The sequence below is a fragment of the Flavobacterium sp. KACC 22758 genome (assembly GCF_028736135.1).
In the GTDB taxonomy this organism is placed as follows: Bacteria; Bacteroidota; Bacteroidia; order Flavobacteriales; family Flavobacteriaceae; genus Flavobacterium; species Flavobacterium johnsoniae.
The window spans coordinates 3305525-3332328 of record NZ_CP117878.1; the positions used below are offsets into that span (position 1 = coordinate 3305525).

The 26804-nt window shown below is 35.1% G+C and carries 20 protein-coding genes; 15 read left to right on the plus strand and 5 right to left on the minus strand.

Annotated elements, in window-relative coordinates:
• Positions 1 to 180 precede the first annotated feature (180 nt).
• Together PQ462_RS14070 and pelA are read left to right on the plus strand one after the other, a co-directional pair.
• A complete protein-coding gene (locus PQ462_RS14070) occupies positions 181 to 1863 on the plus strand; it encodes a glycoside hydrolase family 28 protein (protein ID WP_274250451.1) in 1683 nt (560 codons plus the stop codon).
• Positions 1864 to 1876: 13 nt separating this feature from the next.
• A complete protein-coding gene (gene pelA / locus PQ462_RS14075; RefSeq protein ID WP_274250452.1) occupies positions 1877 to 3067 on the plus strand; it encodes a pectate lyase in 1191 nt (396 codons plus the stop codon).
• 300 nt (positions 3068 to 3367) lie between these two features.
• On the opposite strand, the gene PQ462_RS14080 is transcribed toward pelA, so the two are convergent.
• The 5 genes from PQ462_RS14080 to PQ462_RS14100 form a co-directional block, all read right to left on the minus strand.
• Positions 3368 to 4204, minus strand: coding sequence for an amidohydrolase family protein (locus tag PQ462_RS14080; protein WP_274250453.1), 837 nt, complete (start codon positions 4202 to 4204; stop codon positions 3368 to 3370).
• A gap of 6 nt (positions 4205 to 4210) precedes the next feature.
• Positions 4211 to 5008 carry an SDR family oxidoreductase gene (locus PQ462_RS14085; protein ID WP_274250454.1) on the minus strand — a complete coding sequence of 266 codons (798 nt, stop codon included), beginning with the start codon at positions 5006 to 5008 and terminating at the stop codon, positions 4211 to 4213.
• A gap of 184 nt (positions 5009 to 5192) precedes the next feature.
• On the minus strand, positions 5193 to 6206 hold the full coding sequence (locus tag PQ462_RS14090; protein WP_274250455.1) for a zinc-binding alcohol dehydrogenase family protein: 1014 nt from the start codon (positions 6204 to 6206) through the stop codon (positions 5193 to 5195).
• Positions 6207 to 6423: 217 nt separating this feature from the next.
• A complete protein-coding gene (locus tag PQ462_RS14095; protein ID WP_274250456.1) occupies positions 6424 to 7278 on the minus strand; it encodes a fumarylacetoacetate hydrolase family protein in 855 nt (284 codons plus the stop codon).
• Positions 7279 to 7424: 146 nt separating this feature from the next.
• The gene (locus PQ462_RS14100) at positions 7425 to 8189 is read right to left on the minus strand and encodes an SDR family NAD(P)-dependent oxidoreductase (RefSeq protein ID WP_012026095.1); all 765 of its coding nucleotides are present in this window, start codon (positions 8187 to 8189) and stop codon (positions 7425 to 7427) included.
• Between the two features lie 324 nt (positions 8190 to 8513).
• Between PQ462_RS14100 and PQ462_RS14105 the strand changes: the two genes are divergently transcribed.
• From PQ462_RS14105 to PQ462_RS14165, 13 genes are all read left to right on the plus strand, one after another.
• Positions 8514 to 9662 carry an ABC transporter substrate-binding protein gene (locus PQ462_RS14105; RefSeq protein ID WP_274250457.1) on the plus strand — a complete coding sequence of 383 codons (1149 nt, stop codon included), beginning with the start codon at positions 8514 to 8516 and terminating at the stop codon, positions 9660 to 9662.
• Positions 9659 to 10801 carry a CaiB/BaiF CoA transferase family protein gene (locus PQ462_RS14110; protein WP_274250458.1) on the plus strand — a complete coding sequence of 381 codons (1143 nt, stop codon included), beginning with the start codon at positions 9659 to 9661 and terminating at the stop codon, positions 10799 to 10801. The genes PQ462_RS14105 and PQ462_RS14110 overlap by 4 nt, the downstream gene beginning before the upstream one ends.
• A 147-nt stretch (positions 10802 to 10948) precedes the next feature.
• On the plus strand, positions 10949 to 12085 hold the full coding sequence (locus PQ462_RS14115) for a CaiB/BaiF CoA transferase family protein (RefSeq protein ID WP_274250459.1): 1137 nt from the start codon (positions 10949 to 10951) through the stop codon (positions 12083 to 12085).
• Between the two features lie 2 nt (positions 12086 to 12087).
• The gene (locus PQ462_RS14120; protein ID WP_274250460.1) at positions 12088 to 13314 is read left to right on the plus strand and encodes an extracellular solute-binding protein; all 1227 of its coding nucleotides are present in this window, start codon (positions 12088 to 12090) and stop codon (positions 13312 to 13314) included.
• Positions 13315 to 13349: 35 nt separating this feature from the next.
• Positions 13350 to 14408, plus strand: coding sequence for a Gfo/Idh/MocA family protein (locus PQ462_RS14125; protein ID WP_274250461.1), 1059 nt, complete (start codon positions 13350 to 13352; stop codon positions 14406 to 14408).
• 109 nt (positions 14409 to 14517) lie between these two features.
• Positions 14518 to 14961 carry a MaoC/PaaZ C-terminal domain-containing protein gene (locus PQ462_RS14130; RefSeq protein WP_180856636.1) on the plus strand — a complete coding sequence of 148 codons (444 nt, stop codon included), beginning with the start codon at positions 14518 to 14520 and terminating at the stop codon, positions 14959 to 14961.
• A gap of 126 nt (positions 14962 to 15087) precedes the next feature.
• Positions 15088 to 16386, plus strand: a complete 1299-nt coding sequence (fucP, locus tag PQ462_RS14135) for an L-fucose:H+ symporter permease (RefSeq protein ID WP_121360837.1) — start codon at positions 15088 to 15090, stop codon at positions 16384 to 16386.
• Positions 16387 to 16664: 278 nt separating this feature from the next.
• Positions 16665 to 17252, plus strand: coding sequence for an RNA polymerase sigma factor (locus PQ462_RS14140; protein ID WP_274250462.1), 588 nt, complete (start codon positions 16665 to 16667; stop codon positions 17250 to 17252).
• A gap of 241 nt (positions 17253 to 17493) precedes the next feature.
• Entirely contained in the window at positions 17494 to 18537 is a 1044-nt protein-coding gene (locus tag PQ462_RS14145; protein WP_274250463.1) for a FecR family protein, read from the plus strand.
• Positions 18538 to 18737: 200 nt separating this feature from the next.
• Positions 18738 to 22121 (plus strand): SusC/RagA family TonB-linked outer membrane protein, encoded by a 3384-nt coding sequence (locus tag PQ462_RS14150; RefSeq protein WP_274250464.1) that lies wholly within the window; start codon positions 18738 to 18740, stop codon positions 22119 to 22121.
• A gap of 11 nt (positions 22122 to 22132) precedes the next feature.
• A complete protein-coding gene (locus PQ462_RS14155; RefSeq protein WP_274250465.1) occupies positions 22133 to 23509 on the plus strand; it encodes a RagB/SusD family nutrient uptake outer membrane protein in 1377 nt (458 codons plus the stop codon).
• A 65-nt stretch (positions 23510 to 23574) separates the two neighbouring features.
• Complete coding sequence (locus PQ462_RS14160; protein WP_121360832.1) at positions 23575 to 24522, plus strand: ABC transporter ATP-binding protein; 948 nt, start codon at positions 23575 to 23577, stop codon at positions 24520 to 24522.
• Between the two features lie 11 nt (positions 24523 to 24533).
• The gene (locus PQ462_RS14165) at positions 24534 to 26801 is read left to right on the plus strand and encodes a Gldg family protein (protein WP_274250466.1); all 2268 of its coding nucleotides are present in this window, start codon (positions 24534 to 24536) and stop codon (positions 26799 to 26801) included.
• The last annotated feature ends 3 nt before the right edge of the window (positions 26802 to 26804 follow it).

Here is a 26804-nt window from a genome sequence, read left to right on the forward strand (position 1 = left end):
ATTAAATCAAAAATGTCGTTTCGTAATATTTTTTTAATAGATTTGTGTAATCGATTACATTATTAGATTATCCTTTTTATGAGAATATTTTTATTCATGAATCAAAAAATTAACTAATAAAAAATCGACTCAGCATCAAAAAATACTCAAAAAGTAAATTTTAACCATAATACAATACGAATGAAAACTAACCTAACTAACCTTTTCTGCACAGCACTGACCATTCTGGCAGTAAGCTTTTCTGTACCGGTTTTGGCACAAAAAGCGTCTGATAATTACAAAGACATTGAATTTAAAATGGCCAAAATCAAAGAGCCGGTTATTCCTAAAAACAGTGTAAACATAAAAGATTTTGGTGCGGTTAACGGTGGTTATGTCTTAAACACGAAGGCTTTCGCCGATGCTATTGATGCTGTTTCTAAAAAGGGCGGCGGAAAAGTTATTATTCCTCCGGGAATCTGGCTTACAGGTCCAATTATTCTAAAAAGCAATATCGAATTAAACGCTGAAAGAGGCGCTTTAATAAAATTTTCTACAGACAAATCTTTATATCCTATCATCGAAACTAATTTTGAAGGACTAAATACCTGGCGATGCATCTCTCCTATTTATGGTAAAAATCTTGAGAACATTGCTTTTACCGGAAATGGTGTTTGGGATGGTTCTGGAGAAGTTTGGAGACAGGTTAAAAAAAGTAAGTTGACAGAAAGCCAGTGGAAAAAATTTGTCAGTTCAGGCGGGGTTTTAAACAAAGACAAAACAAGCTGGTATCCATCTGAAACTTTTATGAACGCTTCTAAAGGTGCCGATCAAAACGTACGTCCGGATTTAAAAACGAAAGAAGAATTTGAAACTATTCACGATTTTCTGCGTCCGGTAATGGTAAGTATTCAAAACAGCAAAAGAGTTTTATTTGACGGTCCTGTTTTTCAAAATTCACCAGCCTGGAATATTCACCCTTTTATGGTAGAAGATTTAATTGTGAGAAATGTAACGGTTCGTAATCCGTGGTATTCTCAAAATGGTGACGGTCTTGATGTAGAATGCTGTAAAAATGTTTTGGTTGAAAATTCAAGTTTTGATGTGGGTGACGATGCCATCTGTATTAAATCCGGAAAAGATAAGGACGGACGTGAAAGAGGTATTCCGTGCGAAAATATCATTGTGAGAAACAATATCGTATATCACGGACACGGCGGCGTAACGGTTGGAAGTGAAATGTCAGGAGGTGTAAAAAACCTGCATGTTTCAAATTGTACTTTTATGGGAACTGATGTTGGTCTGCGTTTTAAAAGTGCACGCGGAAGAGGCGGTGTTGTAGAAAATATCTTTATTTCAGATGTTTTTATGACTGATATTCCATCCCAGGCTATTTCTTTTAACTTGTATTATGGAGGAAAATCTATTGCTGAAACTTTAGAAGAAGGCGGAGACAAAATCGTTAACAAAGCAATGCCTGTAACGGTTGAAACGCCTCAGTTTAAAAATATTTCAATAAAAAACATTACGATCAAAGGTGCGCAGCAGGCAGTATTTTTACAAGGTCTTCCTGAAATGAATCTTGAAAATATCGAAATTTCAAACTTAACGGTTACGGCTGAAAAAGGTTTTTCTATTATTGATGCAAACGGAATTAAAATCACCAATGCGAAACTGGATATCGAAAACAGCAATGTATTTGAAGTTTACAATGTAAAAAATATGTCTTTAAAAGATGTTCAGTTTAATTCTACATCTGCTAAAGCTGTAAATATAAATGGTGAAGGAAACGCAAATATAGAACTGGTTTCTTCTAAAAAATTAGATTTTTCAAAAACGACTACTCTTGGAAATGATGTTCCAAAAGGAGCTGTAAAATTTTAATCACAATTTCAAAATGAAATTTATCAATAGTTCAAAAGCAGTTGTTGTAAGTCTTTGTGCTTTTTCGTTTCTACATTCAAATGCGCAGACTAACAAAGAGGAAAAATCACTAATCAGCACCAAAGTTTTTACTGACGGCACCAACCATTGGTACCACATTAAAGATAAAACGAATATCGTAAATCCGATTCCAAATCAGCCTCAATATGCTGAAACGGATTATGCGAAAATTGCTGATAATATTTTGCTTTTTCAGCGTAATAATGGCGGATGGCCAAAGAATTACGATATGAAAGCAATTCTGACTCCAAAGCAAATCGATACGGTTATTAAAACAAAACCAATTCTGCATACAACTTTTGACAATGAAACAACTTACACACATGTCAATTATCTGGCTCAGGTTTATACTTTGACCAAAGACGCTAAATATAAAGACGGCGCGTTAAAAGGAATTGATTTTATCATGGAAGCGCAATATGGCAACGGAGGCTGGCCTCAATATTATCCACTGGAAAAAGGGTACAGCCGACATATTACATTTAATGACGGCGCTTATATGGGCATCATGAATCTTTTGAAAAAGATTGTAAACAATGATCCTGACTTTGAATTTATTGATGTTAAAACCCGAAAAAAAGTAACGGTGTCTTACGAAAAAGGCATTGATTGTATTTTAAAAATGCAGATTAAAGAAGATGGAAAATTAACCGCCTGGTGTCAGCAGCATGATGAAATTACGCTTTTACCAGCGTGGGCACGAAAATTTGAACCGCCAAGTATCTGTAATGCAGAAAGTGTTGATATTGTGCTGTTTTTAATGGCAATCGATAATCCGAATGAAAAAATAATTGCTTCGGTGCAAGGTGCTGTAAAATGGTTTCAGGATTCTAAAATTTACAATACAAGGGTTGAAAGTTTTCAGGCTCCGGAAATAGAATCTAAATACAAAAAAATCACTAATGATGTTCGTGTAATAACTGATACTGCTGCACCTCCAATCTGGACGAGATATTACGAATTAGGAACTCATAAACCTTTATTCTCAGACAGAAACAGTGAACTTTTGTATTCTCTTGCAGAAGTGAGCCGAGAGCGCAGAAGCGGTTATGCATGGTATACGGATAAACCGGAAAAAGCATTGAAAAAATATCCGGTCTGGCAGAAGAAATGGGATTCTGGAAATGATGTTTTGAAGAACTAGCTTTGTCATTGCGAGGAACGAAGCAATCTCACTAAAATATTCGACAAAGCTTGATATAACAAATGTGATTGCTTCGTTCCTCGCAATGACATACGACATCTAATTTAATTCTATCCTATATTCAAATATAGCCCGTGGTTTCAACCACGGGAACACAATACGAAGCGTGACAATATTACGTCCCCGGTTGAAACTATGGGCTATATTTAACAAGTTTGCGTGTAAAATATATTTTGCCACAGATTAAAGGATTAAAATGATTAAAAATCTGTGAAAATCCTTTAATCTGCGGCTAAAAAATTATTGCTTCAAATTATAAAACGAAACTGCATTTTCAAACCAAATTTTATTCTGGTCTTCGATAGAAAATTTCGAAATATAATCTTCTAAAGTTTTCACAACCTCATTATAATCAGAAGCTACATTTAGAACCGGCCAATCTGAACCGTATAGTATTTTATCTGTTGGGAAATTTTCAAAAATCACATCCAAGTACGGTTTTAAATCTTCTGGTTTCCAGTTTTTCCAGTCGGCTTCTGTGACCATTCCAGAAACTTTACACCATACATTATTGTATTTTGCAATTTCTTCTATACCGCTTTTCCATGAATCTATACTGCCTGATTTAATATCCGGTTTTGCAATATGATCTATTACAAACTTTTGATTAGGAAAATCTTTTACCAAACTTATTGCAGCTGGTAACTGACGATGAAAAATCAGAATATCATACGTAAAATCAAACTCTTTTAAAGCTGAAATTCCGTTGCGAAAATCTTCCCTAAACATAAAATCATCAGCTTCACCTTGTACAACATGTCGGAATCCTTTAATGGTTTTATTCGAAGAAAAATGACGTAAATGATCTGAAATATTATCTGCACGAAGATCAACCCAGCCTACGATTCCTTTTATAAAATCATTTTTTGAAGCCAGATCAACAAGGAAATTAGTTTCGTCTTGAGACTGACTTGCCTGAACTGCTACACAACCCGAAAATTTGTTTTCTGTAAGCAGAGGCAATAAGTCTTCCGGAAGAAAATCTCTTTGAATTTTCGACATACTTTCATCAATCCAGCTGTCTCTAACGGGATCAAATATCCAAAAATGCTGATGAGAATCAATTCGGTTATTCATCCTGAATTAGTTTACATCGTTGATTAAAGCACGATCTAAATGCACATAACCGCCATCTACAAAAACAAATTGTCCTGTAGTATGAGATGAACGATCAGAAATAATAAAAAGAGCCGTATCTGCAATTTCTTCTGTTTTGGTCATTCTGCCTTCAAACGGAATACTTTTGTTGATTTTCTTTAAAACGGTTTCTCCATCTGCCAAAGTTTTAATCCAGTCTTCGTATGCAGGAGTATAACTTTCAGCAATAATAATGGCATTAGAGCGGATTCCGAATTGGATTAAATCTACTGCCCATTCTCTAGTAAGACCTAAAACGCCGCCTTTTGCTGCCGCATAACCAGAAGTTCCCCCCTGCCCTGTTAAAGCTACTTTTGAACCAATATTTAAGATATTTCCTTTTGATTCTTTTAAGTACGGAAGCGCGTATTTAACAAGTAAAAAATAGCTTACTACATTCAGTTTTAAAGAATCCATAAATTCCTCGTAAGAAGCATCCAAACCTGCGCCGTCGTTTACACCAACATTGTTGATGACAGCGTCGATTCTTCCGTATTTTGCTATGATTGTTTTCACCGCATTTTCGATTTCTACAGGATCAGTTACATCTGTCTGCACAAATAAAGAATCAATTCCTCTTTTTTGGAAAGCTTCCGCGTAACCGAAACCTCTTGCATTTCTGTCAACCAAAACCGGAATCGCACCTTCGTCTGCAATTCGGTTAATAATTGTTTCTCCAATACTGCCTTCCTTTCCAGCCGAACCGGAAACAACGACAATTTTATTTTTTAAATTTAAATCCATTTTGTGGTTATTAAAGTTTAATAATAGTTAGATTTTTTAAACACATAGAAACATAGAATTTTCTTATTTCTAAAAGTGAATAAAAAAAAGAAAATAGTTTCTTAACACATAGCTATATGTTTTAATGCAAGTGAAACGCCTTTTATTAAGTTTTAAAATCTATGTTTGTATGTGTTAGAAAAAATTACTCAATCTCAATTAACGCTTTGATTACATTGTTTTTAGGATCAATTAATTGTCCAAAATCAGTAATCAGTTCTGAGAAACTTGTTCTGTGCGTAATGTATTTTTTAGGATCGATTTTACCTTCTTTCAAACATTTCATTACATATTCAAAATCTTCAATAGTGGCATTTCGACTGCTCATTAAAGTAGATTCTCTTTTATGGAAATCCGGATGACTGAAACTCAATTCACCTTTTTGAAGCCCGACTAGAACAAATCTTCCGCCATGCGAAATATAATTGAAAGCGCTGTTCATCACTTTTTGGTTTCCTGTAGCATCAATTACCACATTTGCCATATCACCGTTAGTCAATTCAGCCAGTTTTGCGGCTACATCATCGTTTAACGGATTAATGGTTTCATCAGCATTCAATTCGGTTTTACAGAAATTTAATCTGTAATCGTTGATATCCATTACGATCACTTTTGCTCCGGCAATTTTAGCAAACTGAATCAGTCCAATTCCAATTGGCCCTGCTCCCATTACCAAAACCGTATCAGTTGACTTAACAGCCGCTCTTCGTACTCCGTGCGCGGCAATTGCCAATGGTTCAACCAATGCCAGTTCATCATAATCTAATCCCTGACCGTGAAGTAAATATTGTTCCGGAATCGAAACATATTCGGCCATTCCGCCGTCAATATGAACTCCAAAAACCTTTATATTTACACAGCAGTTTGTTAATCCGTTTCGGCAGGCAACACATTTTCCGCAGTTGAAATACGGAATAAAAGTTACTTTATCGCCCGGTTTAAAACCTGCAGCATTTCCTTTTACATATTCTGCTGCCAATTCGTGACCCAGAATTCGAGGATATTCAAAATACGGCTGGGTTCCGCCAAAAGCATGAATATCAGTTCCACAGATACCAATTCTTTTTATTTTTAAAAGAACCTCACCTTCTTTTGGTTCGGGAATTTCTTTTTCTTTTAATTTAAATTCCTGCGGTTTTTCGCATACAATAAATTTCATCTTTGATTTTTTTAAAACTAACTCGTAGGCTACAATTCGTATTTTTTTTTAAAACACATAGAAACATAGATTTTTTTTGTTCGCAAAAAGAGAGTGAAAAAGAAACTAGTTTCTTAACACATAGCTATGTTTGTTTAAACAAGTGAAACGCCTTCTAATAAGTTTTCAAAATCTATGTTTCTATGTGTTTAAATAATTATGCTCAACGACTTAATAATTACTTTTTATATGCAACTGCAGTCTGTTTACTTGTTCCCAAACCTTCAATTCCAAGTTCTACAACATCGCCTGCTTTTAAGTAAATTGGATCTGGTTTAATACCTAAACCAACTCCCGGAGGTGTTCCTGTACTAATGATATCACCCGGAAGCAAAGTCATAAACTGACTTAAGTAGTGTACTAAATATGGAATTTTGAAAACAAGATTCAGTGTGTTGCTGTCTTGGTATTTTTTACCGTTTACGCTTAACCACATCGATAAATTATCAACATCTTTTACTTCATCTTTCGTAGCCAAAAATGGTCCAAGAGGTGCAAATGTATCGCATCCTTTTCCTTTTGCCCATTGTCCGCCGCGCTCGATTTGAAATTCTCTTTCGCTGTAATCATTCAATAATGCATAACCTGCAACATAGTCTAAAGCTTCTGCTTCTTCAACATAACTTGCTTTTTTGCTTACTACAAATGCCAGCTCCACTTCCCAGTCGGTTTTTACACTGTTTTTAGGGATAATAACATCATCATCCGGTCCGCATAAAGAAGTTGTTGATTTAAAGAAAATAATTGGTTCTGTAGGGATTGGAGCATTTGTTTCTTTACAGTGATCCACATAATTTAATCCAATGCAGATTATTTTCGAAGGTCTTGCAACAGGCGATCCTAAACGCACACTTGCATCAACTTCTGGTAAAGAAGGATTGCTTTCTAATGCTTTTTGTAATTTTTCTAAACCATTTTCTTCAAAAAAGCTTTCGTTAAAGTCTGAAACGATAGAAGAAACATCATATCTTTTTTCATTAATTAAAACTCCTGGTTTTTCTTTTCCGATTTCTCCAAAACGTATTAATTTCATTTTCTTATATATTTTAATTATTATTTTTTAGGTTCTAAGGTGCTGAGCGGCTAAGGTTCTAAGTTTTTTTTGAGGTACTAAGCGGCTAAGGTTCTAAGTCGCTGAGCTTTTTCTTAGCACCTTAGTATCTTAGAACCTTAGCATCTTTAATTATTTAACTTAATAAATCCTCCGTCGATTGGGTAATCGCATCCGGTAATGAATCCAGCTTCTTCACTGCATAAGTATAAAGCAAGAGCGGCAATTTCGTCTGGTTTTCCCATACGCCCTATTGGCTGTGATTTAGAAAGTTTATCGAACATTTCTTCTTCTTTTCCAGCGTAATTTTTAGAGATAAATCCGTCCACAAAAGGTGTGTGAACCCTTGCCGGAGAAATAGAATTACATCTGATATTTTCACTTAAATAATCTCTCGCTACAGATAAAGTCATCGCCATTACAGCGCCTTTTGCAGTTGAATACGCAAAACGATCTGAGATTCCAACCCACGCCGCAATTGAGGCCATGTTTAAAATCACACCGCCATTTGAAAGTCGGAATTGTGGGATTGCTGCAAACAAGCAGTTGTAAACTCCTTTTACGTTTACATCCATTACACGGTCAAAATCAGCTTCAGAAGTCGTATCAACTTTACCAACATTTGCGATTCCGGCGTTATTGATTAAGATATTTATATTTCCGATCTTTTCGAAAGTTGCCTTAACATCAGCCTGGCTGGAAACATTACAGGCATACGAAAAAACGTTTCCTCCTGCATTTTTAATTTCTTCAACAGCATCCTGTGCACTTTCAATAGATAAATCAATAATATGAACTTCTGCTCCCTGTTTGGCAAACAAGGCCGCAATTGCTCTTCCAATCCCGCTTCCGCCTCCTGTTATAACTGCTTTTTTATTTTGTAATGAAAACATTTTAAATGGTATTTAGTATTATAGAATTCAAATTAAGGCTTCGAACATCTTCTCATGAATAATAAATGTAAAAAGCACAATTACAAATGTAATCGATTAAAACAATATTTGTATTTTATTTTTATACTAATATAATAAAATGATCATTCTTTAATAAATTATAACATTTTTTATTCGCTTTGTAAAAAAACTAGCCTAGTTTAAAAGTTTTATCAAAAAAATCAATGTAAAAAGTTACATTTTCTTGCCTAATTCAATCTTATTTCTAATTTTGTAATTGTAATTTTTACATTTATTATTTTCCATACATATAAATCAATACCAATGGCAGTATTAAAAGGCATAACGTGGAATCATACAAGAGGTTTATTACCAATGGTTGCAACGGCACAACGCTTTACCGAATTAAATCCTGATATCGAAATTACCTGGGAGAAAAGAAGTTTACAAGAATTTGCAGATGCTTCTATCGAAGACTTAGCAAAAAGATTCGATTTATTGGTAATCGATCACCCGTGGACAGGTTTTGGCGCGCACACAAAAGCGATTCTTCCTTTATCTGATTATCTTCCGGCTGATTATATTAAAGATCAGGAAATAAATACAGTAGGAAAATCATACGGAAGTTATGTTTTCAGTAATAAATTATGGGCTTTGCCAATAGATGCCGCTACTCCGGTTGCTGCTGCACGTTTGGATATTTTAGAAAAAAAGGGACTTGAAGTTCCTAAAACATATGATGATTTATTGGCTTTAGCCAAAAAAGGACTGGTTGCCTTTGCAGGAATTCCGGTTGATGTTCTGATGAGTTTTTATATGTTTTGCTGCAGTTTAAGCGAAGCTCCGTTTCAGTCTGAAGAAAAAGTGATTTCTGTAGAAACAGGAAAAAAAGCTTTGCAGATGTTTCGCGAACTGGCTCAATTAATAGATCCGAAGAATTTTAACCGAAATCCAATTCAGGTTTACGAAGCAATGGTTAATACTGATGAAATTGCCTACTGCCCTTTTGCTTACGGATATTCTAATTATTCAAGAGCCGGATACAGCAAAAACCTGCTTCATTTTTATGACTTAGTTAAGCTGAATAATGCGCCTATGATAAGTTCTCTGGGCGGAACAGGATTGGCTGTTTCATCTTTCAGTAAACATATTCCGGAAGCGATTCGTTATGCTGAATTTACAGGATCGTCTCAGGTACAGCAGAATATTTTTGCCGATAACGGAGGTCAGCCGGGACATTTACAAGCCTGGAAAAACGACCGAATCAATTCTATAACCAATAATTATTTCAAAAATACTTTACCCGCTTTAGAAAGAGCTTTTCTACGGCCAAGATATTCCGGACACATGTATTTTCAGGATCATGCGGGCGATGTAGTTCGTGATTATTTAATGAATGGCGGTGACGAAGAACTTGTTTTAGATGCATTAAACGCGCTTTATACTAAATCTTTAAAACTGCAAAATTCATGAAACCATTAGAAGGATTAATTGTATTAGAGTTCTGCCAGTTTTTGGCGGGTCCTTCTGCCGGATTAAAGTTAGCCGATTTAGGCGCGAGAGTGATCAAAATCGAACGTCCGGTAAAAGGCGAAGCCTGCCGACAATTAAGCATTAAAGATCTTTTTGTTGATGACAGCAGTCTTTTGTTTCATACGATTAACAGAAACAAAGAATCGTTTGCAGCCGATTTAAAAAATCCTGACGATTTGGTTTTAATTAAAAAACTAATCGAAAAGGCCGATATTATGACGCATAATTTCAGACCGGGTGTCATGGAAAAAATCGGTTTAGATTTTACTGCAACACTTGCTATTAATCCAAAAATAATATACGGAACCATAACCGGTTACGGCGATAAAGGCCCTTGGGCAAAAAAACCAGGACAAGATTTGCTTTTGCAGTCACTTTCGGGTTTAAGCTGGCTTAGCGGACGAAAAAGTCAGGGTCCCGTTCCGTTTGGTCTGGCTGTCGCCGACTTAATGTGCGGTAATCATTTTGTGCAGGGAATTTTAGCTGCTTTATTAAAAAGAGCCAAAACCGGAAAAGGTGTTTTGGTTGAAGTGAGTTTACTGGAATCTATTTTGGATGTTCAGTTTGAAGCCATTACTTCTTTCTTAAACGATGGCGGACAACAGCCGGAACGAGGAGATATTAAAGGTAGCGCACATGCTTTTTTAAGTGCGCCTTACGGAGTTTACAAAACAAAAGACAATTATATTTCGCTGGCAATGGGTGATTTACTTTTTATAGGAAATACGCTTGGAGTCGATTTAAATCAATATGCTGCTAAACATCTCTGGTTTGAAAAAAGAGATGAAATCAGAATTCTTTTAGCCGATAAATTAGCTGAAGAAAAAGCAGATTATTGGTTAGAATTGCTTCAAAAACAAGGCATTTGGGCAGGAAAAGTTCTCAATTATGAAACTTTAGACCAACAGCCATTTGTTAATGAATTACACTTAAAACAAACCGTAAAAAATTCAGACGGCGAAACTTTGGTTACAACCCGAAGCCCCATTCAGCTTGACGGTAAAATTTTAAGCAGCACAAAAGCAGCTCCAAAAGTGGGCGAAGATAATGCAGTAATACACAAAGAGTTTATTCAGTAAACTGTTGAATCGTGGATTCGTTTAAACGTTTAATCGTGTTGAACAAAACGACGGATTAACGATTAAACGATTCTCCTCTTAAACGAATTAACGGTTAACAAATACAACGATTAAACGAATAAACAATAAAACGGTTAAACAAAAAAAATGAAACCCTTAGAAGATTATTTAATAGTAGATTTTAGTCAGTTTCTTTCGGGTCCGTCGGCGAGTCTCCGCTTGGCCGATCTAGGCGCGCGCGTTATAAAAATTGAAAAACCGGGAACTGGCGATATTTGCAGAACCTTATATACTTCTGACTTAATCATGAACGGCGAATCGTCTGTTTTTCATACTATAAACAGAAATAAAGAATCGTTTGCCATAGATTTTAAACAGCCGGAAGAACTTCAAAAATTAAAAAAATTACTGGCTAAAGCCGATGTTGTCATGCATAATTTCAGGCCGGGCGTTATGGAACGCATTGGTTTAAGTTATGATGATGTAAAAGCGATAAATCCAACGGTAGTTTATGCTTCGATTTCTGGTTTCGGGAATCATCCTGAACTTAAAGATTTACCGGGACAGGATTTGTTATTACAATCATTAACTGCTCTGACTTGGCTGAGCGGTAATCAGGAAGATGGTCCAGTACCAATGGGATTGTCGATTGTAGATATGCTGGCGGGCGCACATTTAGCGCAGGGAATTTTAGCGGCTTTATATCGAAAAGCAGCACAAAATATAGGCGGAACGGTTCAGGTAAGCATGCTGGAATCTGCTTTTGATTTTCAGTTTGAAACGATTACCACTTTCTTTAATGACGGCGGTGAACTTCCTGTTCGTACCAAAACCAATAATGCACATGCTTATTTGGGCGCTCCTTACGGAATTTACGAAACTAAAAACGGTTATCTGGCTCTGGCAATGGGATCAATTCCCGTTTTGGCTTCATTGCTAAAATGCGATGAATTGTTACAATTCCCAGAAAATAAATTTACGCTTAGAGACGAAATTAAAAATATTCTGGCTTCTCACCTATTGACACAGGAAACCCAGTTTTGGCTGGATATTTTAGAACCTGCTGACATTTGGTGTGCGGGAGTTTTAAACTATGAACAGCTTTTCAAAGAAGACGGTTTTAAAGTTTTAGAATTTACGCAGCAAGTTGAAATGCTCGACGGCTATTCGTATAAAACAACAAGGTGTCCTATAAAAATCGACGGTGAATACTTTACATCAACTAAAGGTTCTCCAAAATTAGGGCAGGATAACGAGCGAATTATAAAAGAATTTATAGCATAGATATGGAAAAATTTAGAATCGCTGTTAGAAAATTTTCTCCTTTTGAAAGCACGCTGCAAAAGCTGTGGGATAACTTCTGTCTGAAAAACAATATTGACATTGAAGTTGAAATGATTCCGCTTGAACTGCACGATCTTTATGAAGAAACCATTACCAATAAAGGTTTAAAAACCGGAAAATGGGATATCGCGCACCTAAATACCGATTGGATTTTTGATGCTGCAAATGAAAAAGCGGTTCTGGATTTAACTTCTTTTATTAACCAAAACCCGCCTCAGAATTATCCTGAAGGCTGGCATCAATCGCTGTTAAACCTGCAGCATATTAACGGCAGTATTTACGGACTTCCGTTTCACGACGGTCCGGAATGCCTTATTTACAGAAAAGATTTATTTGAAGATTTAACCGAAAAAGAAAACTTCAAGAAACAATTTGGTTACGAATTGTTCCCTCCAAAAAACTGGGAGCAATTCACCCAAATTGCTTCGTTTTTTAATAGGCCGGAAAGTAATTTATTCGGCTGTGTTTTCGCCAATTACCCCGACGGTCATAATATGGTTTTTGATTTCTGCCTGCAGTTATGGACTCGCGGCGGTTCTCTTTTAGATCATCAAAACAAAATAAACATCAATTATAATCAAGCAGTTGCAGCTTTAGATTATTATAGAAAAATCGTTAACAATACAAATGCGGTTCATCCGGGTTCAAAGAATTTTGGTTCTGTTGAAGCTGGAATGGCTTTCGCCGAAGGTCAGGCTGCAATGGCAATTAACTGGTTTGGATTTGCTTCTATGTGTGAAGTAATTGAGGAATCGAAAGTAAAAGGCAAAGTTGATATTACTGAATTACCGCACGATGAAAACCACAAAACGGCTTCATTAAATGTGTATTGGCTTTATACTATTGGTATTGGAAGTAAAAATAAAGCACTCGCCTTTGACTTTTTGCGATTTGCAACAACTGCCGAAAGCGATAAATTATTGACAACCGAAGGCGGAATTGGATGCAGAAAATCAACCTGGAATGATGCCGAAATCAATAAAACGATTCCCTATTATCATAAACTGGAAATGCTGCATGAAAACGCTTTGACTTTGCCGCAAACGCCAATTTGGCCAAAAGTGGCAGAATTGATAGATCAAATGGTTTTAAAAGCGATTGAAACAGATATTCCGTCGGAAAAACTTTTAGAACAAACACAGGAAAATATTGAAAAACTAACGAATTGATTAGAGCTGATCAATAAACTTAAAATAGCACAAAAATGAATATTCCATATAAACCTTTACTGCCCGAAACCAAACAGCCCATTATCATTATCGGTGCAAGCGGTATTGTAAAAGATGCGCACCTGCCTGCTTACAAAATGGCTGGTTTTACAGTTTTTGGCATTACAAACAGAACGATTGCAAAAGCACATGATTTAGCCAAAGATTTTGAAATTGAACATGTTTTTGAAAACGTGGCAGAAGCCGTAAAAAATGCGCCTTCAAATGCGGTTTACGACATTACTGTCCTTCCGGATCAATATATCGAAATATTAGAGCAATTGCCAGATGGCGCTGCGGTTTTGATCCAGAAACCAATGGGAAATGACTTGGCTCAGGCAAGAGAAATTGTAGAAGTATGCGAAAGAAAAAATCTTGTTGCAGCGATCAATTTTCAGCTTCGTTTTTCGCCTTTTGTCAGCGCTGCGAGATATTTAATTAACGAAGGATTGATTGGCGATTTATACGATTTTGAATTTAAAGTAACGGTAAATACGCCGTGGGAATTGTTTCCGCTGATTAAAGAACATCCTAGATTGGAAATTCTTTTTCACAGTGTTCACTATATCGATTGCATACGTTCGTTTATGGGAAATCCTAAAAGTGTGATGGCAAAAACAGCCAGACATCCGCTTAAAAAATTGTCATCGAGCCGTTCTACAATTATTTTAGATTATGGCGAAGACAAACATGTGGTGATTAATACAAATCACGATCATCATTTTGGACCAAATCATGAAGAAAGCTACATAAAATGGGAAGGGACAAAAGGCGCTATTAAAGCCAAAATGGGACTATTAATGAATTATCCTGACGGACTTCCTGACATTTTTGAATATGCGATTGAGGATGAAAAAGGCCAGTATGAATGGAAAAAAGTAAACCTTGAGGGTTCATGGTTTCCAGAAGCTTTTATAGGAACGATGTCTAATTTAATGCGCTTTAAAGAAGGCTCGGATTCTAAATTATTGGCAAGCGTTCAGGACGTTTTAGATACCATGAAGGTCGTTGAAGCCTGCTATATCAGTAACACAAACGGAGGAATTTTAATCTAAGTCTTAAAATCAAAAGTCGAAAGTCTTAAAGCCCTGAATTTATTACACTTTACAACTTTGGACTTTCAACTTTGGACTTTCGACTTTACAACTTTCAAACTAAAAATATATGTATTTCAAATCAACATTTTTTGAAGATTATCAACTTGAAGATAAAAGAGTTACATTAGGCAGAACCATTACAGAAACAGATTTTGTGGTTCATGCCGGACATACGGGAGATTTTTTCCCGCATCACATGGATGAAGAATGGTGCAAAACACAGCCATTCGGACAGCGTATTGCGCACGGAACTATGGTTTTTGCCATTGGTATCGGCTTGACAGCATCAGAAATAAATCCTGAAGCTTTTTCAAGAGGATACGACAAAATGCGTTTTGTAAAACCCGTTCATATTGGCGATACAATCCATTCTGAAATTACAATTTCTGAAAAAGGCGAAGCCAAAAATCCAGAAATGGGAACCGTAACAGAACATGTCGAAATCATTAACCAAAGAGGTGAAGTGGTTTTGGTATGTGATCACTTATTGCTGGTGAAGAAAAGATCCTAAGGCACTAAGTTTCTAAGATGCTAAGGTTTAAAACTTTTGCTTCTTAATGCCTTCACAGCATAGAAAAACTTAGAACCTTAGCAGCTTAGAATCTCAGCAGCTTAAAAACAAAAAACTATCTAACAAATGCAAGTAACAAACCAAACAGGCGATCTTCACGAAGTGCCAAACGAAGGCGGAAAAACCAACTATCTTCTGCCATTTATTTTAATTACCAGCTTATTTTTCCTTTGGGGAATGGCGCATAATCTGGATTCTATTTTAATTCCACATTTAAAAAAGGCGTGTGAATTAAACAACCGCCAGTCGACATTGATTGATACTTCGGTGTTTTTTGCTTATTTTATAATGGCGATTCCTGCGGGAATGCTCATCAAAAGATTTGGTTATAAAAACAGTATTATTACCGGATTATTAGTTTTTGCAGCGGGAGCATTTTTATTCGTTCCAGCAGCCAATACCAGAACCTATGAATTGTTTTTATTCGCCTTATTTGTAATTGGATGCGGCTTAACGATTTTAGAAACGAGTGCCAATCCGTATGCAGCGATTTTGGGCCCTGCTGAATCTTCTTCTAAAAGACTGAATTTAGCGGCTTCTTTCAACGGATTAGCAGCTATGGTAGCTCCAATTGTGGGTTCTCTATTTATACTTTCCGGAAAAAATCATACTCCGGAGCAAATGGCAGCAATGCCTGAAGCTGAAAAAGCATCGTATTTATTAGGCGAAGCTGCTGCTGTAAAAATGCCTTATATCATTTTAGGAAGTGTATTGGTTATAGTGGCGATTATATTCTACTTTATGCATTTACCTTCGATGAAACCACAACATACTGAAGCCGAAGTAAAACCGGGATTTTTCTCTGTTTTAAAGTTTCGTCATTTAAGCTGGGCAGTTGTGGCACAGTTCTTTTATGTAGGCGCACAGGTTTGCATTACAAGTTTCTTTATTAGAATTGCACAGCAGGGTGCACATTTAGACGAAAAAACGGCTGGATATTATCTTGGTATTTATGGCTTCTTGTTTATGGCAGGACGTTTTATTGGTACTTTCTTCCTGAAGTTTGTAAAAGATTACACATTGCTTTCTATTTATTGTGCTGCAAGTATCATACTTTGTTTGTTAGCGATTTACGGAACCGGAATTGTAGTAATTTATGCCTTAGGCGGTATCGGATTTTTTATGTCGATTATGTTTCCAACTATTTTTTCTTTGGGATTGGTTGGTTTAAAATCAAATACTGAAACGGGTTCATCATGGCTGGTAATGTCAATTGTGGGCGGAGCAATCCTTCCATACGGAATGGGAACTTTAATTGATATGAAACACGACGATATTCAGGCTGGATATATTATTCCGCTTTTATGTTTTGTGATTATTTTATCGTTTGGTTTGTACGGACATAAAGTGAAAACGGCTAAATAATATTTTCCTTTTAAGAGTTTAGAAAAGCCTTTAAAAAATCGATTTTTTAAAGGCTTTTTTACATAAATTCGATCTCGAATATCCCTGCTTCTAATTCTTTGTACACAAAATAGTACTTTTCGTTGATTTATAAAATGCTTATTATTTTTTTAAAAATCATGAAATATTTCTTGCATAATATTACCAAAACCATATTTCTCTCAATTATTTTACATTAAAACAACACATATATTCAAAAAAGTAATAATATTGTCAAAAGCAATACAATATTCTAAGCCATGTCATCAAATTTCAGTTCCGATCAAAGCAGACTCTTGTACGAGTTGTCTCAGGGAAGTGAAATGGCTTTTACGAAGCTGTATAATGAATATAAAAATGTTGTTTTTGGTACAGCCTTTAAAATAACAAAATCAAAAATTTTAGCCGAAGAAGCTGTACAGGATGTCTTTTTAAAAGTCTGGCAGAATCAGAAAAATTTAGCTGAAATTACCCATTTCGAAAATTATCTCTTTATTATTTCCCGCAATCATATTTTTGATACACTTAAAAAAATTGCAAGAGACACCAGTTTAGTCTCTGATATGAAATATCAAAATGCTTCTGCAAACGATACTGATACTGAAATAAAAGAACAGCAGTATGCTGTTCTTTTAAATGAAATTGTAGAGCAGCTTCCTCCGCAGCAGCAAAAAATCTACAAAATGGCAAAATGGGAAGGCTTAAGTCATCAAAAAATTGGTGAAGATTTGGGCATTTCTACAGAAACCGTAAAAAAACATATGTCTCAGGCTTTAAAGTTTGTACGTGTCAAAATTTCCCCTTACATGAATATGTTCATGACATTGCTTCTGTTTTTCAAAATATAAACTCTAAAGTTTTTTCTTTCAAAAAAAGGCATCTGGATATTTTTTTTACGTTTTTTTTACATTTTTTTTACTTTCCACTACTCCCTCCCTATTTTTCAATCGTCTTTATAATAAAGATCATTGCAATAATTGGTTTTACCCCAACAAACTGCAGGGTTCTTCAAAAAAAAAAAAAAAAAAAAAAAAAAAAACTGACCCCAATTTACCATTTACAAACAAGTACTAATTTAATTTACAAACAATGCAGCAAAACAAATTTGAAGAATTATTTGAAAGTTATCTGCAAAATAATCTCTCCGAAATCGAGCAGCAAAAAATGATGGAGATTATTAAAAAAGGCACACATGATGATTTTATAAAAGAAAAAATTCATTTGATGCTTAAAGATAATGATGCTTCTAAAGTGTTAGATAAAGAGCAGGGAGATTATATCCTGAAATATATTTTATCTAAACCTGTAAGCGAGCCAAAAGTGGTGACTTTGGAACCTCAAAAACGAAGCCGTAAAAAAATGGTACGCATTATCGTCGCTGCAGCCAGTATTATTGCTTTAATTGCTATTGGCAGCAAGTTTCTTTTTCAGCAAAAAAACACTTTACCGGTTCCAGTTGTTGAACAGAATATTATTGCCGAAAACTCTTTGATTGATTTCAGCGGAAAACAATTGGTTCACCTTCCGGATGGAAGTACGGTTCTTTTAAACGAAAACAGCAGTTTAAAATACGACCAAAATTCTTTTAACAATAAAACACGTGAAGTTACACTTACAGGAGAAGCTTTTTTTGACATTAAAAGAAATGAACAAAAACCTTTTATCGTACATACTGGTAAAGTACAAACCAGAGTTTTAGGTACGGCTTTTAACATCAATGCAAAAAATTCTTCTAAAAACATTGAAGTTACGGTTACCAGAGGTAAAGTTCAGGTTGGAGACACAGAGAAAGTGTACGGCATAATTACTCCAAATCAGCAGATTAAAGTAGACAAAAATACTTTGAGTTATGAACAGAATAATATCAGCGCAGCCATTGTAACCGAATGGAAAAGCAATTACCTGATTCTGGATGATCTTAATATGCAGGAAGCTGTTTCATTAATTTCTCAAAAATATAAAGTGCAGATTTTAATCTCAAATGAGAAAATTAACAAATGCAGAATAACGGCAAGTTTCTTAAATGAAGAAGATCTTGATCATGTTTTAAAAGTAATATGCAGTGTTATTGAAACTGAATATCGTTACAACAAAGCCGGAGCAGTTGTTATTGAAGGCAAAGGCTGTGAATAAATAAATAAATAAATAAATAAATAAATAAATGAAGATATAAAGCGATCTAACCTCCTACTTAGAAAGCTTTTAAAAATAGAATATTAACCTTAAAAAAAACAATTAACCAAAAACTAAAATAAAAAAGCCATCCAGCTCCTACACCAGATGGCCAAGATTCTTAATAATTAATCCAGTAACCATTAAAAACATGCAAATTTATGAAATTACGCTGTAAAACAACCATGTTTGACAGGGAAAAGAAATCCTCTTTTTTCCGTTTGTCAAAAAAAACAATTATGATCATGCGAATCAGTTTATTCCACATTTTCTTATTGACCTGTGGTACTCATATGGTCTTTGCAACCGAAATGAGCGGTCAGAATTTAGAATCAATATCTGTTGACATTGAGCTTCATAACCAGGATATTAAAACTTTATTTAAAACAATAGAAAATAGAACGGGATTACTGTTCGCTTATCAGCCGCAAATCATAAAGGATTTTCCAAAAGTAACAACACAAAAAGGACGCCGAAGTGTTAGCGACATTTTAAACACTGTTTTTCAAGGCAGTAATTTAGTCTATAAACAAGTAGATAAAAATGTTGTGATTTACAAAAAAGAAATTGCAAAAACTCCTGAAAAGACAGCAAATGACAGCGAAGCCAGCTACATGCTTAACGGAAAAGTTATAGACGAAAACGGTCAGCCGCTGCCTGGTGTATCTATTGCTGTTGTAGGAGGCAATAAACAGGGTATTTCAGATTTTGACGGACAGTTTTATATAGAGCTGTCATCTGGAAAACACATCCTTAAGCTGTCTTATTTAGGATATAAAACACAGCAGATTACAGTAGAAAACCAAACTACTGTTACCATTAAAATGCAGCCCGATTTGGCTAAATTAGATGAAATCGTAGTTATTGGATATGGTACAACTACCAGAAGAACTACGACAGGATCTGTTGTAAAAATTACTTCTGAAGATATTGCAAAACAACCTGTTACTAATATTCTACAAACCCTGCAGGGAAGAGCGCCGGGAGTTTTTGTAACGCAAACTTCTGGCTATGCAGGAAGCGATATGAACATTAGTATTCGCGGAAGAAATTTTATTGAAGGCAGTAACCTTCCTCTTTATATCGTAGATGGTGTTCCCTATATCGGAGATGATATCAAGCAGCAGGTACAGGACCTAAATGTTATTAGAGGAGCACAAAAATCAACAAGTCCGCTAAATATTATTAATCCAAACGATATAGAAAGCATTGAAATATTAAAAGATGCCGATGCAACAGCAATTTACGGTTCCAGAGGAGCAAATGGCGTTGTGCTTATTACTACTAAAAAAGGGAAAACCGGGAAAACAGAGTTTACCATAACTACCAACTCCGGAGTTTCTGAAGTAGCACATTTTACCAAAACATTAGACACGCCTGCATATTTAAATATGCTTCAAACAGCATTAAACAATAATGGCGATACTGCATCAAATGACAGTAACGGTATTGCTCTTGTAGACTGGGATCCAAATGCATATACAAATTGGCAGAAAAAATTAATAGGAGGCACAGCAAATTTCAATAATTATTCAGCCTCTTTAAAAGGTGGAAATGAGACAACTAATTTTCTATTAAGCGGTGCATACCATAAAGAAACTACTGTTGTACCGGGAAATTTCAGCTATGATAAATTCTCAACCAATTTTAATATTAATCACAGCACATTAGATAAAAAATTAAAAGTGGGAGCTTCTGTAATTTTTGCTGCAGATAATAACAAACTTCCTTTTTTCGATATTACAACTTATGCGGTTGGAACAGCTCCAAACCGTCCGTTATACAATGCAGACGGCAGTTATTACTGGTCTCCAGATTACTTTAGTGATATTAATCCGCTTGCTGCTTTAGAGAAAAGAGTTGATGACAAAGGGCTTAACTTAATAACAAGTTTTAATCTACAGTATGAAATTGCAAAAGGTTTTTCTTTTAAAACAGATCTTGGATACGGAAGAGCTCAAATGCAGACCAAACAATTCATGCCGGGATCTGCAAGTAATCATGTTTATACTGAAGCCAGCGGCGGCGAAATGAACTTTCAAAGATCTTATACTGTTTCAACAAATAACACTAATAATTTTACTGTTGAACCACAATTAAATTATACTACTGAGTTGTGGAAAGGAAATTTTACGGCTCTTGTGGGAGGTTCATGGCAGAATAGAAAATCTGAAATGCCTTCTTATGTTAGTTCAAATGGTTACAGTTCTGATAATTTAATTGGAAACCTGGCAACCGCAGAAAACGTAACTGCTACCAATGGTACAACAGAGTATAAATACATTTCTCTTTTTAGCAGGATAAACTATAATATTGCCAATAAATACATTTTAAATATCAATTTTAGAAGAGATGGTTCGTCTAAATTTGGAGCTAATAATCGTTTTGGAAATTTTGGTTCTGTTGGTGGTGCGTGGATATTTACTCAGGAAAATTTCATGAAAAATATTCCGGTGTTAAGTTTTGGAAAACTTCGCTCTAGTTATGGAGAAATAGGAAGTGACGACATTGACAATTATCAATACGCTGATACTTTTGATACTCGTACTTACGGTAATGGAAATGCATCGATGACAGCTGCCAGAATTCAAAATCCTAATATCAAATGGGGACTAACAAAGAAATTTGAAGCTGCTCTGGATTTAAGTTTCCTTAACGATCGTATTTCTTTTACTGCGGCTTATTATAAAAATACTTCTAGTAATCAGTTAGTAAACTATACACTTAGTGCTCAGGCAGGTTTTACAACGTATACAGCAAATTTACCAGCTGAAGTTGAAAATAAAGGATGGGAATTTACATTGGGAACAACTAATATTCGTACTAAAAACTTTAACTGGTCTACTGCTTTTAATATTTCAACCAATTCAAATAAGTTAGTATCATTTCCGGGGATAGAGTTTACGAGCTATTACTCGCAATATGTAATTGGAAATCCTTTAAGCAGCAGATATTTGTACAATTTTACAGGTGTAAACGATGCTGGAATTGCTCAGTTTGAAGATTTAAACGGAGACGGAAGAATCTCTACCGGATTTGCCCAAACTGGCAGAGGGGATAGAAAATATGCCGGACCAACTTATCCTAAATACTACGGAGGAATATCTAATACAATAAGTTATAAAGATTTCACACTTGACTTTTTGTTCCAGTTTGTAAAACAGGAAGGAACAACTTTAATGACTTCTACCGGAGCACAGCCAGGTTATCCGTATTCAACAGCTAATTTTCAGGTAGATGAGTATAACGATTATTTAGCTCAGGGAAATATTTTAAGCTCTGGTTATCAAAACAGTTTCTTTAATTATATGGGATCAAATGCTTCTGTAATCGATGCATCTTATATAAAACTTAAAAATGTAAGTGCTTCATACCAAATTCCTTTAGATACAGCAACTAAGAAATATTTGCAGGGAATTCGACTTTCGATTCAGGGACAAAATCTGGTAACGTTTACCAAATACAAAGGACTTGATCCGGAAACACAAGGTTTAGCATTACCTCCGTTGCGTACAATAACTTTTGGAACTCAGTTTACATTTTAATTCTACTCATCATGAAAAATATTTCTACTAAATATATCTCTATATTTTCGTTATTTCTTTTAATTGGATTTACGAGCTGCGATGCTGCACTTGAAGTTGATCTTCCAAGTAATCAGTTGTCATCGAATACCGTTTATGCTTCAGATCCTACAGCCGAAGCTGCTGTAAACGGAATTTACCAAAGCATGGTGACTGGATTTTATTACAATCAGATACATTCTATTCTTGGACAGACATCAGATGAATTAATACGAACAAACGGTATTCCAACTATTTATGGTACTAATGAAATACCTGAAACGGACAGTTCTATTAACGGAATGTGGGGCGAACTGTACAAAACTATTTATAACGCTAACAATGTTATAGAAGGTGTCAGTAAAAGTACTACGCTTAATGCAGTTAAAAGTAAACAGTGGATTGCCGAAGCTAAATTTCTAAGAGCTTATGCTCATTTTAATTTGACTAATTTGTGGGGAAATGTGCCTTTGGTACTGACTACTAATATTGATGTTTCTGCTTTGCTGCCACAATCATCTCAAGAGGCTGTTTATACACAAATTATTACTGATTTAACCGATGCTTCAAAAGATCTTCCAACAGATTATAAAAATTATGATGAAGAAAGAATCAGAGCAACAAAATGGGCGGCCGAAACCTTACTGGCAAGAGTAAATCTTTATTTAGGAAAATGGAGTGAAGCCTCAGCTCATGCATCTGCTGTATTAAGCCAGACTGGAACTTATGAATTAATTACTGATTTATCGCCAACAAATAGTCCGTTTATTTCAGATAATGACGAAGCTATTCTGCAAATTCCTTATTTTAATGTTAACTATACATACGAAGGATCATCTGTATTTATAGATGCCAATACAGCAGCCTTTTTATTGAGAAAAGGAAACGCACTTTTTGAAACCGGTGATGACAGAAAAACAAAATGGACCAGAAATATAACAAATGCTCAGGGTGTATTTATAGGAATTGCTCCAACTAAATATAAAAACAGATTTACATCATCGCCTATTGAACGTTCTACTGTATTTAGACTGGCCGAATTGTATTTAATAAGAGCCGAAGCCAGAGTAAAATTAAACGACATTACCGGAGCGCAGCAAGACATTAATGCTATTAGAAACAGAGCTTTACTAGACAATACTACTTTAACAGATCCAAACCAGCTTCTGGATTTAATTGCTCTTGAAAGACAGCGTGAATTTTTTGCCGAAAATGGCCATAGATGGCTGGATCTAAAAAGAACTGGAAAACTAGATGAAACGCTCTCTGTTTTATCTGATAAAATCTGGAAAACTACCGATAGTTTATACCCAATACCAGAACCTGCCATTCGTTCTAATCCCTTCTTAAACCAAAATTCAGGATACTAAATTATAAAAGTAACGCAAGAATGTGTTTTCAGTAAAAATACATTCTTGCGATTTTAAAAAACACTATGGAAACAACAATTGTAAGAGTTGAGGACTTGTCGCATCAATACAGTAAGGATTGGGCAATACAAAATATTAGTTTTGAAATTAAAACAAATAGAATTTTAGGTCTTTTAGGATCTAACGGCGCCGGAAAATCGACCACAATGAATATTCTTTGCGGCGTTTTAAACCAAACCAAAGGCAGCATTTTTATTGATGGAATTAACCTGAAAGAAAATCCTGTTGAAGCCAAAAAACTTATTGGCTTTTTACCGCAGACACCGCCATTGCATTTAGATTTAACGGTAAATGAATACTTGATTCACTGCGCACAATTGCGCCTTGTAAAAAAAGAAGATTTAAAAAACGCCGTAGAAAAAGCCAAAGAACAATGCGGTATTTCGCATTTCAGCAATCGTTTAATTCGCAATCTTTCCGGCGGATATCGCCAGCGTGTGGGAATTGCGCAGGCTATTATTCACGAACCAAAATTAGTTGTTTTAGATGAGCCTACAAATGGACTCGACCCAAACCAGATTTTAGAAGTTAGAAATTTAATTAAAAAAATCTCTAAAGATAAGGCCGTGATATTTTCTTCACACATTCTTTCTGAAGTTCAGGCAACTTGCCAGGATATCCGAATGATTGAAAACGGACACATGGTTTTTTCTGACACGCTTGACGCTTTCAATAATTATATCGAAGCAGATAAATTAACAGCAAGTTTTGAAAATCCGCCTGCTATTTCTGCCTTAACCGATATTCCGGAAATAACAAATGCCGTATTTCTTTCGCCTAAAAAAATACAGATCACTTTTACCGGAACACAGGAAGTGGCTGAAAAAATCATTTCACTAAGCGTTTACAACAACTGGAAATTACGCGAGATTCAATTTGAAAAAGTTTCTCTCGATGAGATTTTTGCCCAATTATCAAAAAAAGCGCCTTCTAAAAACACTATTATTTCTTAAAAAATAAACAAATGAAAACTATATACAGAATTGCTAAAACAGAACTCAACACGATGTTCTATTCGCCTGTTGCGTGGGTTGTTTTAGTTATATTTTCGATCCAGTCAAGCTGGAAATTTTTCAACTCTATTGAACGTTTTGAAAAAGCACAAAAAATTGGAGAAGGCCTAGGGAACTTGACTCAGACTATATTTTCAGGTTACAGCGGCTTATATACAGAAATGCAGAATTACCTGTACTTATATGTGCCTCTTTTAACAATGGGTTTGGTAAGCCGTGAAATCAACAGCGGCTCTATTAAACTTTTACTTTCTTCACCTATTAAAATAAAAGATATCGTATTAGGGAAATACCTTGCTATAGCAGCTTATTGTTTATTATTTGTTGGTATACTTGGTTTACAGGTTGTTATAGCTTATTTCTCTATTGATAATTTAGATTTAAAATTTGCCATTTCAGGACTAATTGGCTTGTATTTACTAGTATGCACCTACGCGGCGATCGGGCTTTTTATGTCTTGTCTTACTTCTTATCAGGTTGTGGCTGCAATAAGTACACTAGTTGTTTTGGCCGGATTAAATTTTATTGGAAAATTATGGCAGGATGTAGAGTATGTAAAAGATATTACCTATTTCCTTTCCATTGCCGGCCGTGCTAACGAAATGCTCGAAGGATTAATTATCAGTAAAGATGTCTTATACTTTGTTTTGGTAAGCAGTCTTTTTATTGGTTTAAGCATTTATAAATTACAAACAGGAAGAGATGCACAATCTGTTTCTCAAAGAATTTTAAAATATACAGCTTTAGTAAGTTCAATTCTTGCACTTGGCTATATTACATCGAGAGCTTCATTATCGATGTATTATGACATGACCAGAACAAAAGACAGAACACTTACAGAAACCAGTTTAAATATCGTAAAAAAAATAGACGGTCCGGTTAAAATAACAACTTATGTTAACTTGTTAGACATTAACTATTATATGGCTATGCCCTATTCTCAAAATTCAGATATTGCCAGTTTTGAAAAATATACCCGTTTTTTACCACAAATAGAAATGGAATATGTTTACTACTACGACACTTCAAACAATGAAGCTTTGTATGCTCAAAACCCTGGTTTGAATGACAAACAACTTGCGCAGAAAATGATTGAAACGCAAGATTTAAAATTGAAAAAATTATATTCTCCCGAAGAAATTAAAAAAGTTATTGATCTAAGACCTGAGCAGAACAGAGTCGTTAGAACGATAGAATACAACGGAAAGAAGACATTTTTAAGAATGTATGATGATATGTTTAAAGTTCCGATGGAAAAAGAAATATCTGCGGCTTTAAAACGTGTAGTTGTACCTGCGCCAAAAATTGCTTTTGCAACCGGAAACATGGAAAGAAGTGTAGACAAAAACGGAGATAAAAATTATAAAACAGGTTTTAATGAAATTTCATTTAGATATTCCTTAATAAACCAAGGGTTTGATGTTTCATCTGTAGATATTAATGCACAAAATATTCCGGAACAGACTTCAATTTTGATCATCGCCGATCCAAAAACACAATTAAGTCAGGGTGCTGTAGACAGAATCTCAAAATATATCGATGAAGGAAAAAATTTAATGCTTTTAGCAGAACCAGAAACTAATTCGGCTTTAGCTGCCATAACAGATAAATTAGGAGTAAGTTTTACAAAACAAGCCTTAGTTCAGGAAAGCGAAACCAATTCTCCTGATTATTTAGTAACCGATCTTCAAAAAAATATAGATCCTGCGATCATTAAATTCAGCAAAAATAAAAACAACAATCCTATTCCATTTTTAGGAAGCAGCGGTATTACAACCACAAAAAATACAGGATTTAAAGTAACGCCGCTTTTAAAAACAAACAGCCAGCCGGCTTGGGAATCTCAAACAGGAATTACGTCAATTCCCGAAGATTTAAAAAAACAGCCTTCTGTTACTTCAATTCCGCTTGTCGTTGCCTTAACAAGAAATATAAATGGAAAGTCACAAAAAATAATTGTGGCTGGAGATGCCGATTTTATGGGCAATGCCGAGTTAAGCCGAGGCGGATCAGGAACATTTCAATTTGTGACTGATGTTTTTAACTGGTTCAGTAATTACGAATTTCCAATTGATACGACCCGACCTGAAAATACGGATAAGAAAATAACAATAAATGCCAATCAGGTTTTCATTAATAAAATCGTTTTCATTGGGTTATTCCCTTTATTAATCATATTAAGTGGTGCTTTTATACTAATTAGAAGAAACAGAAGATAAAAA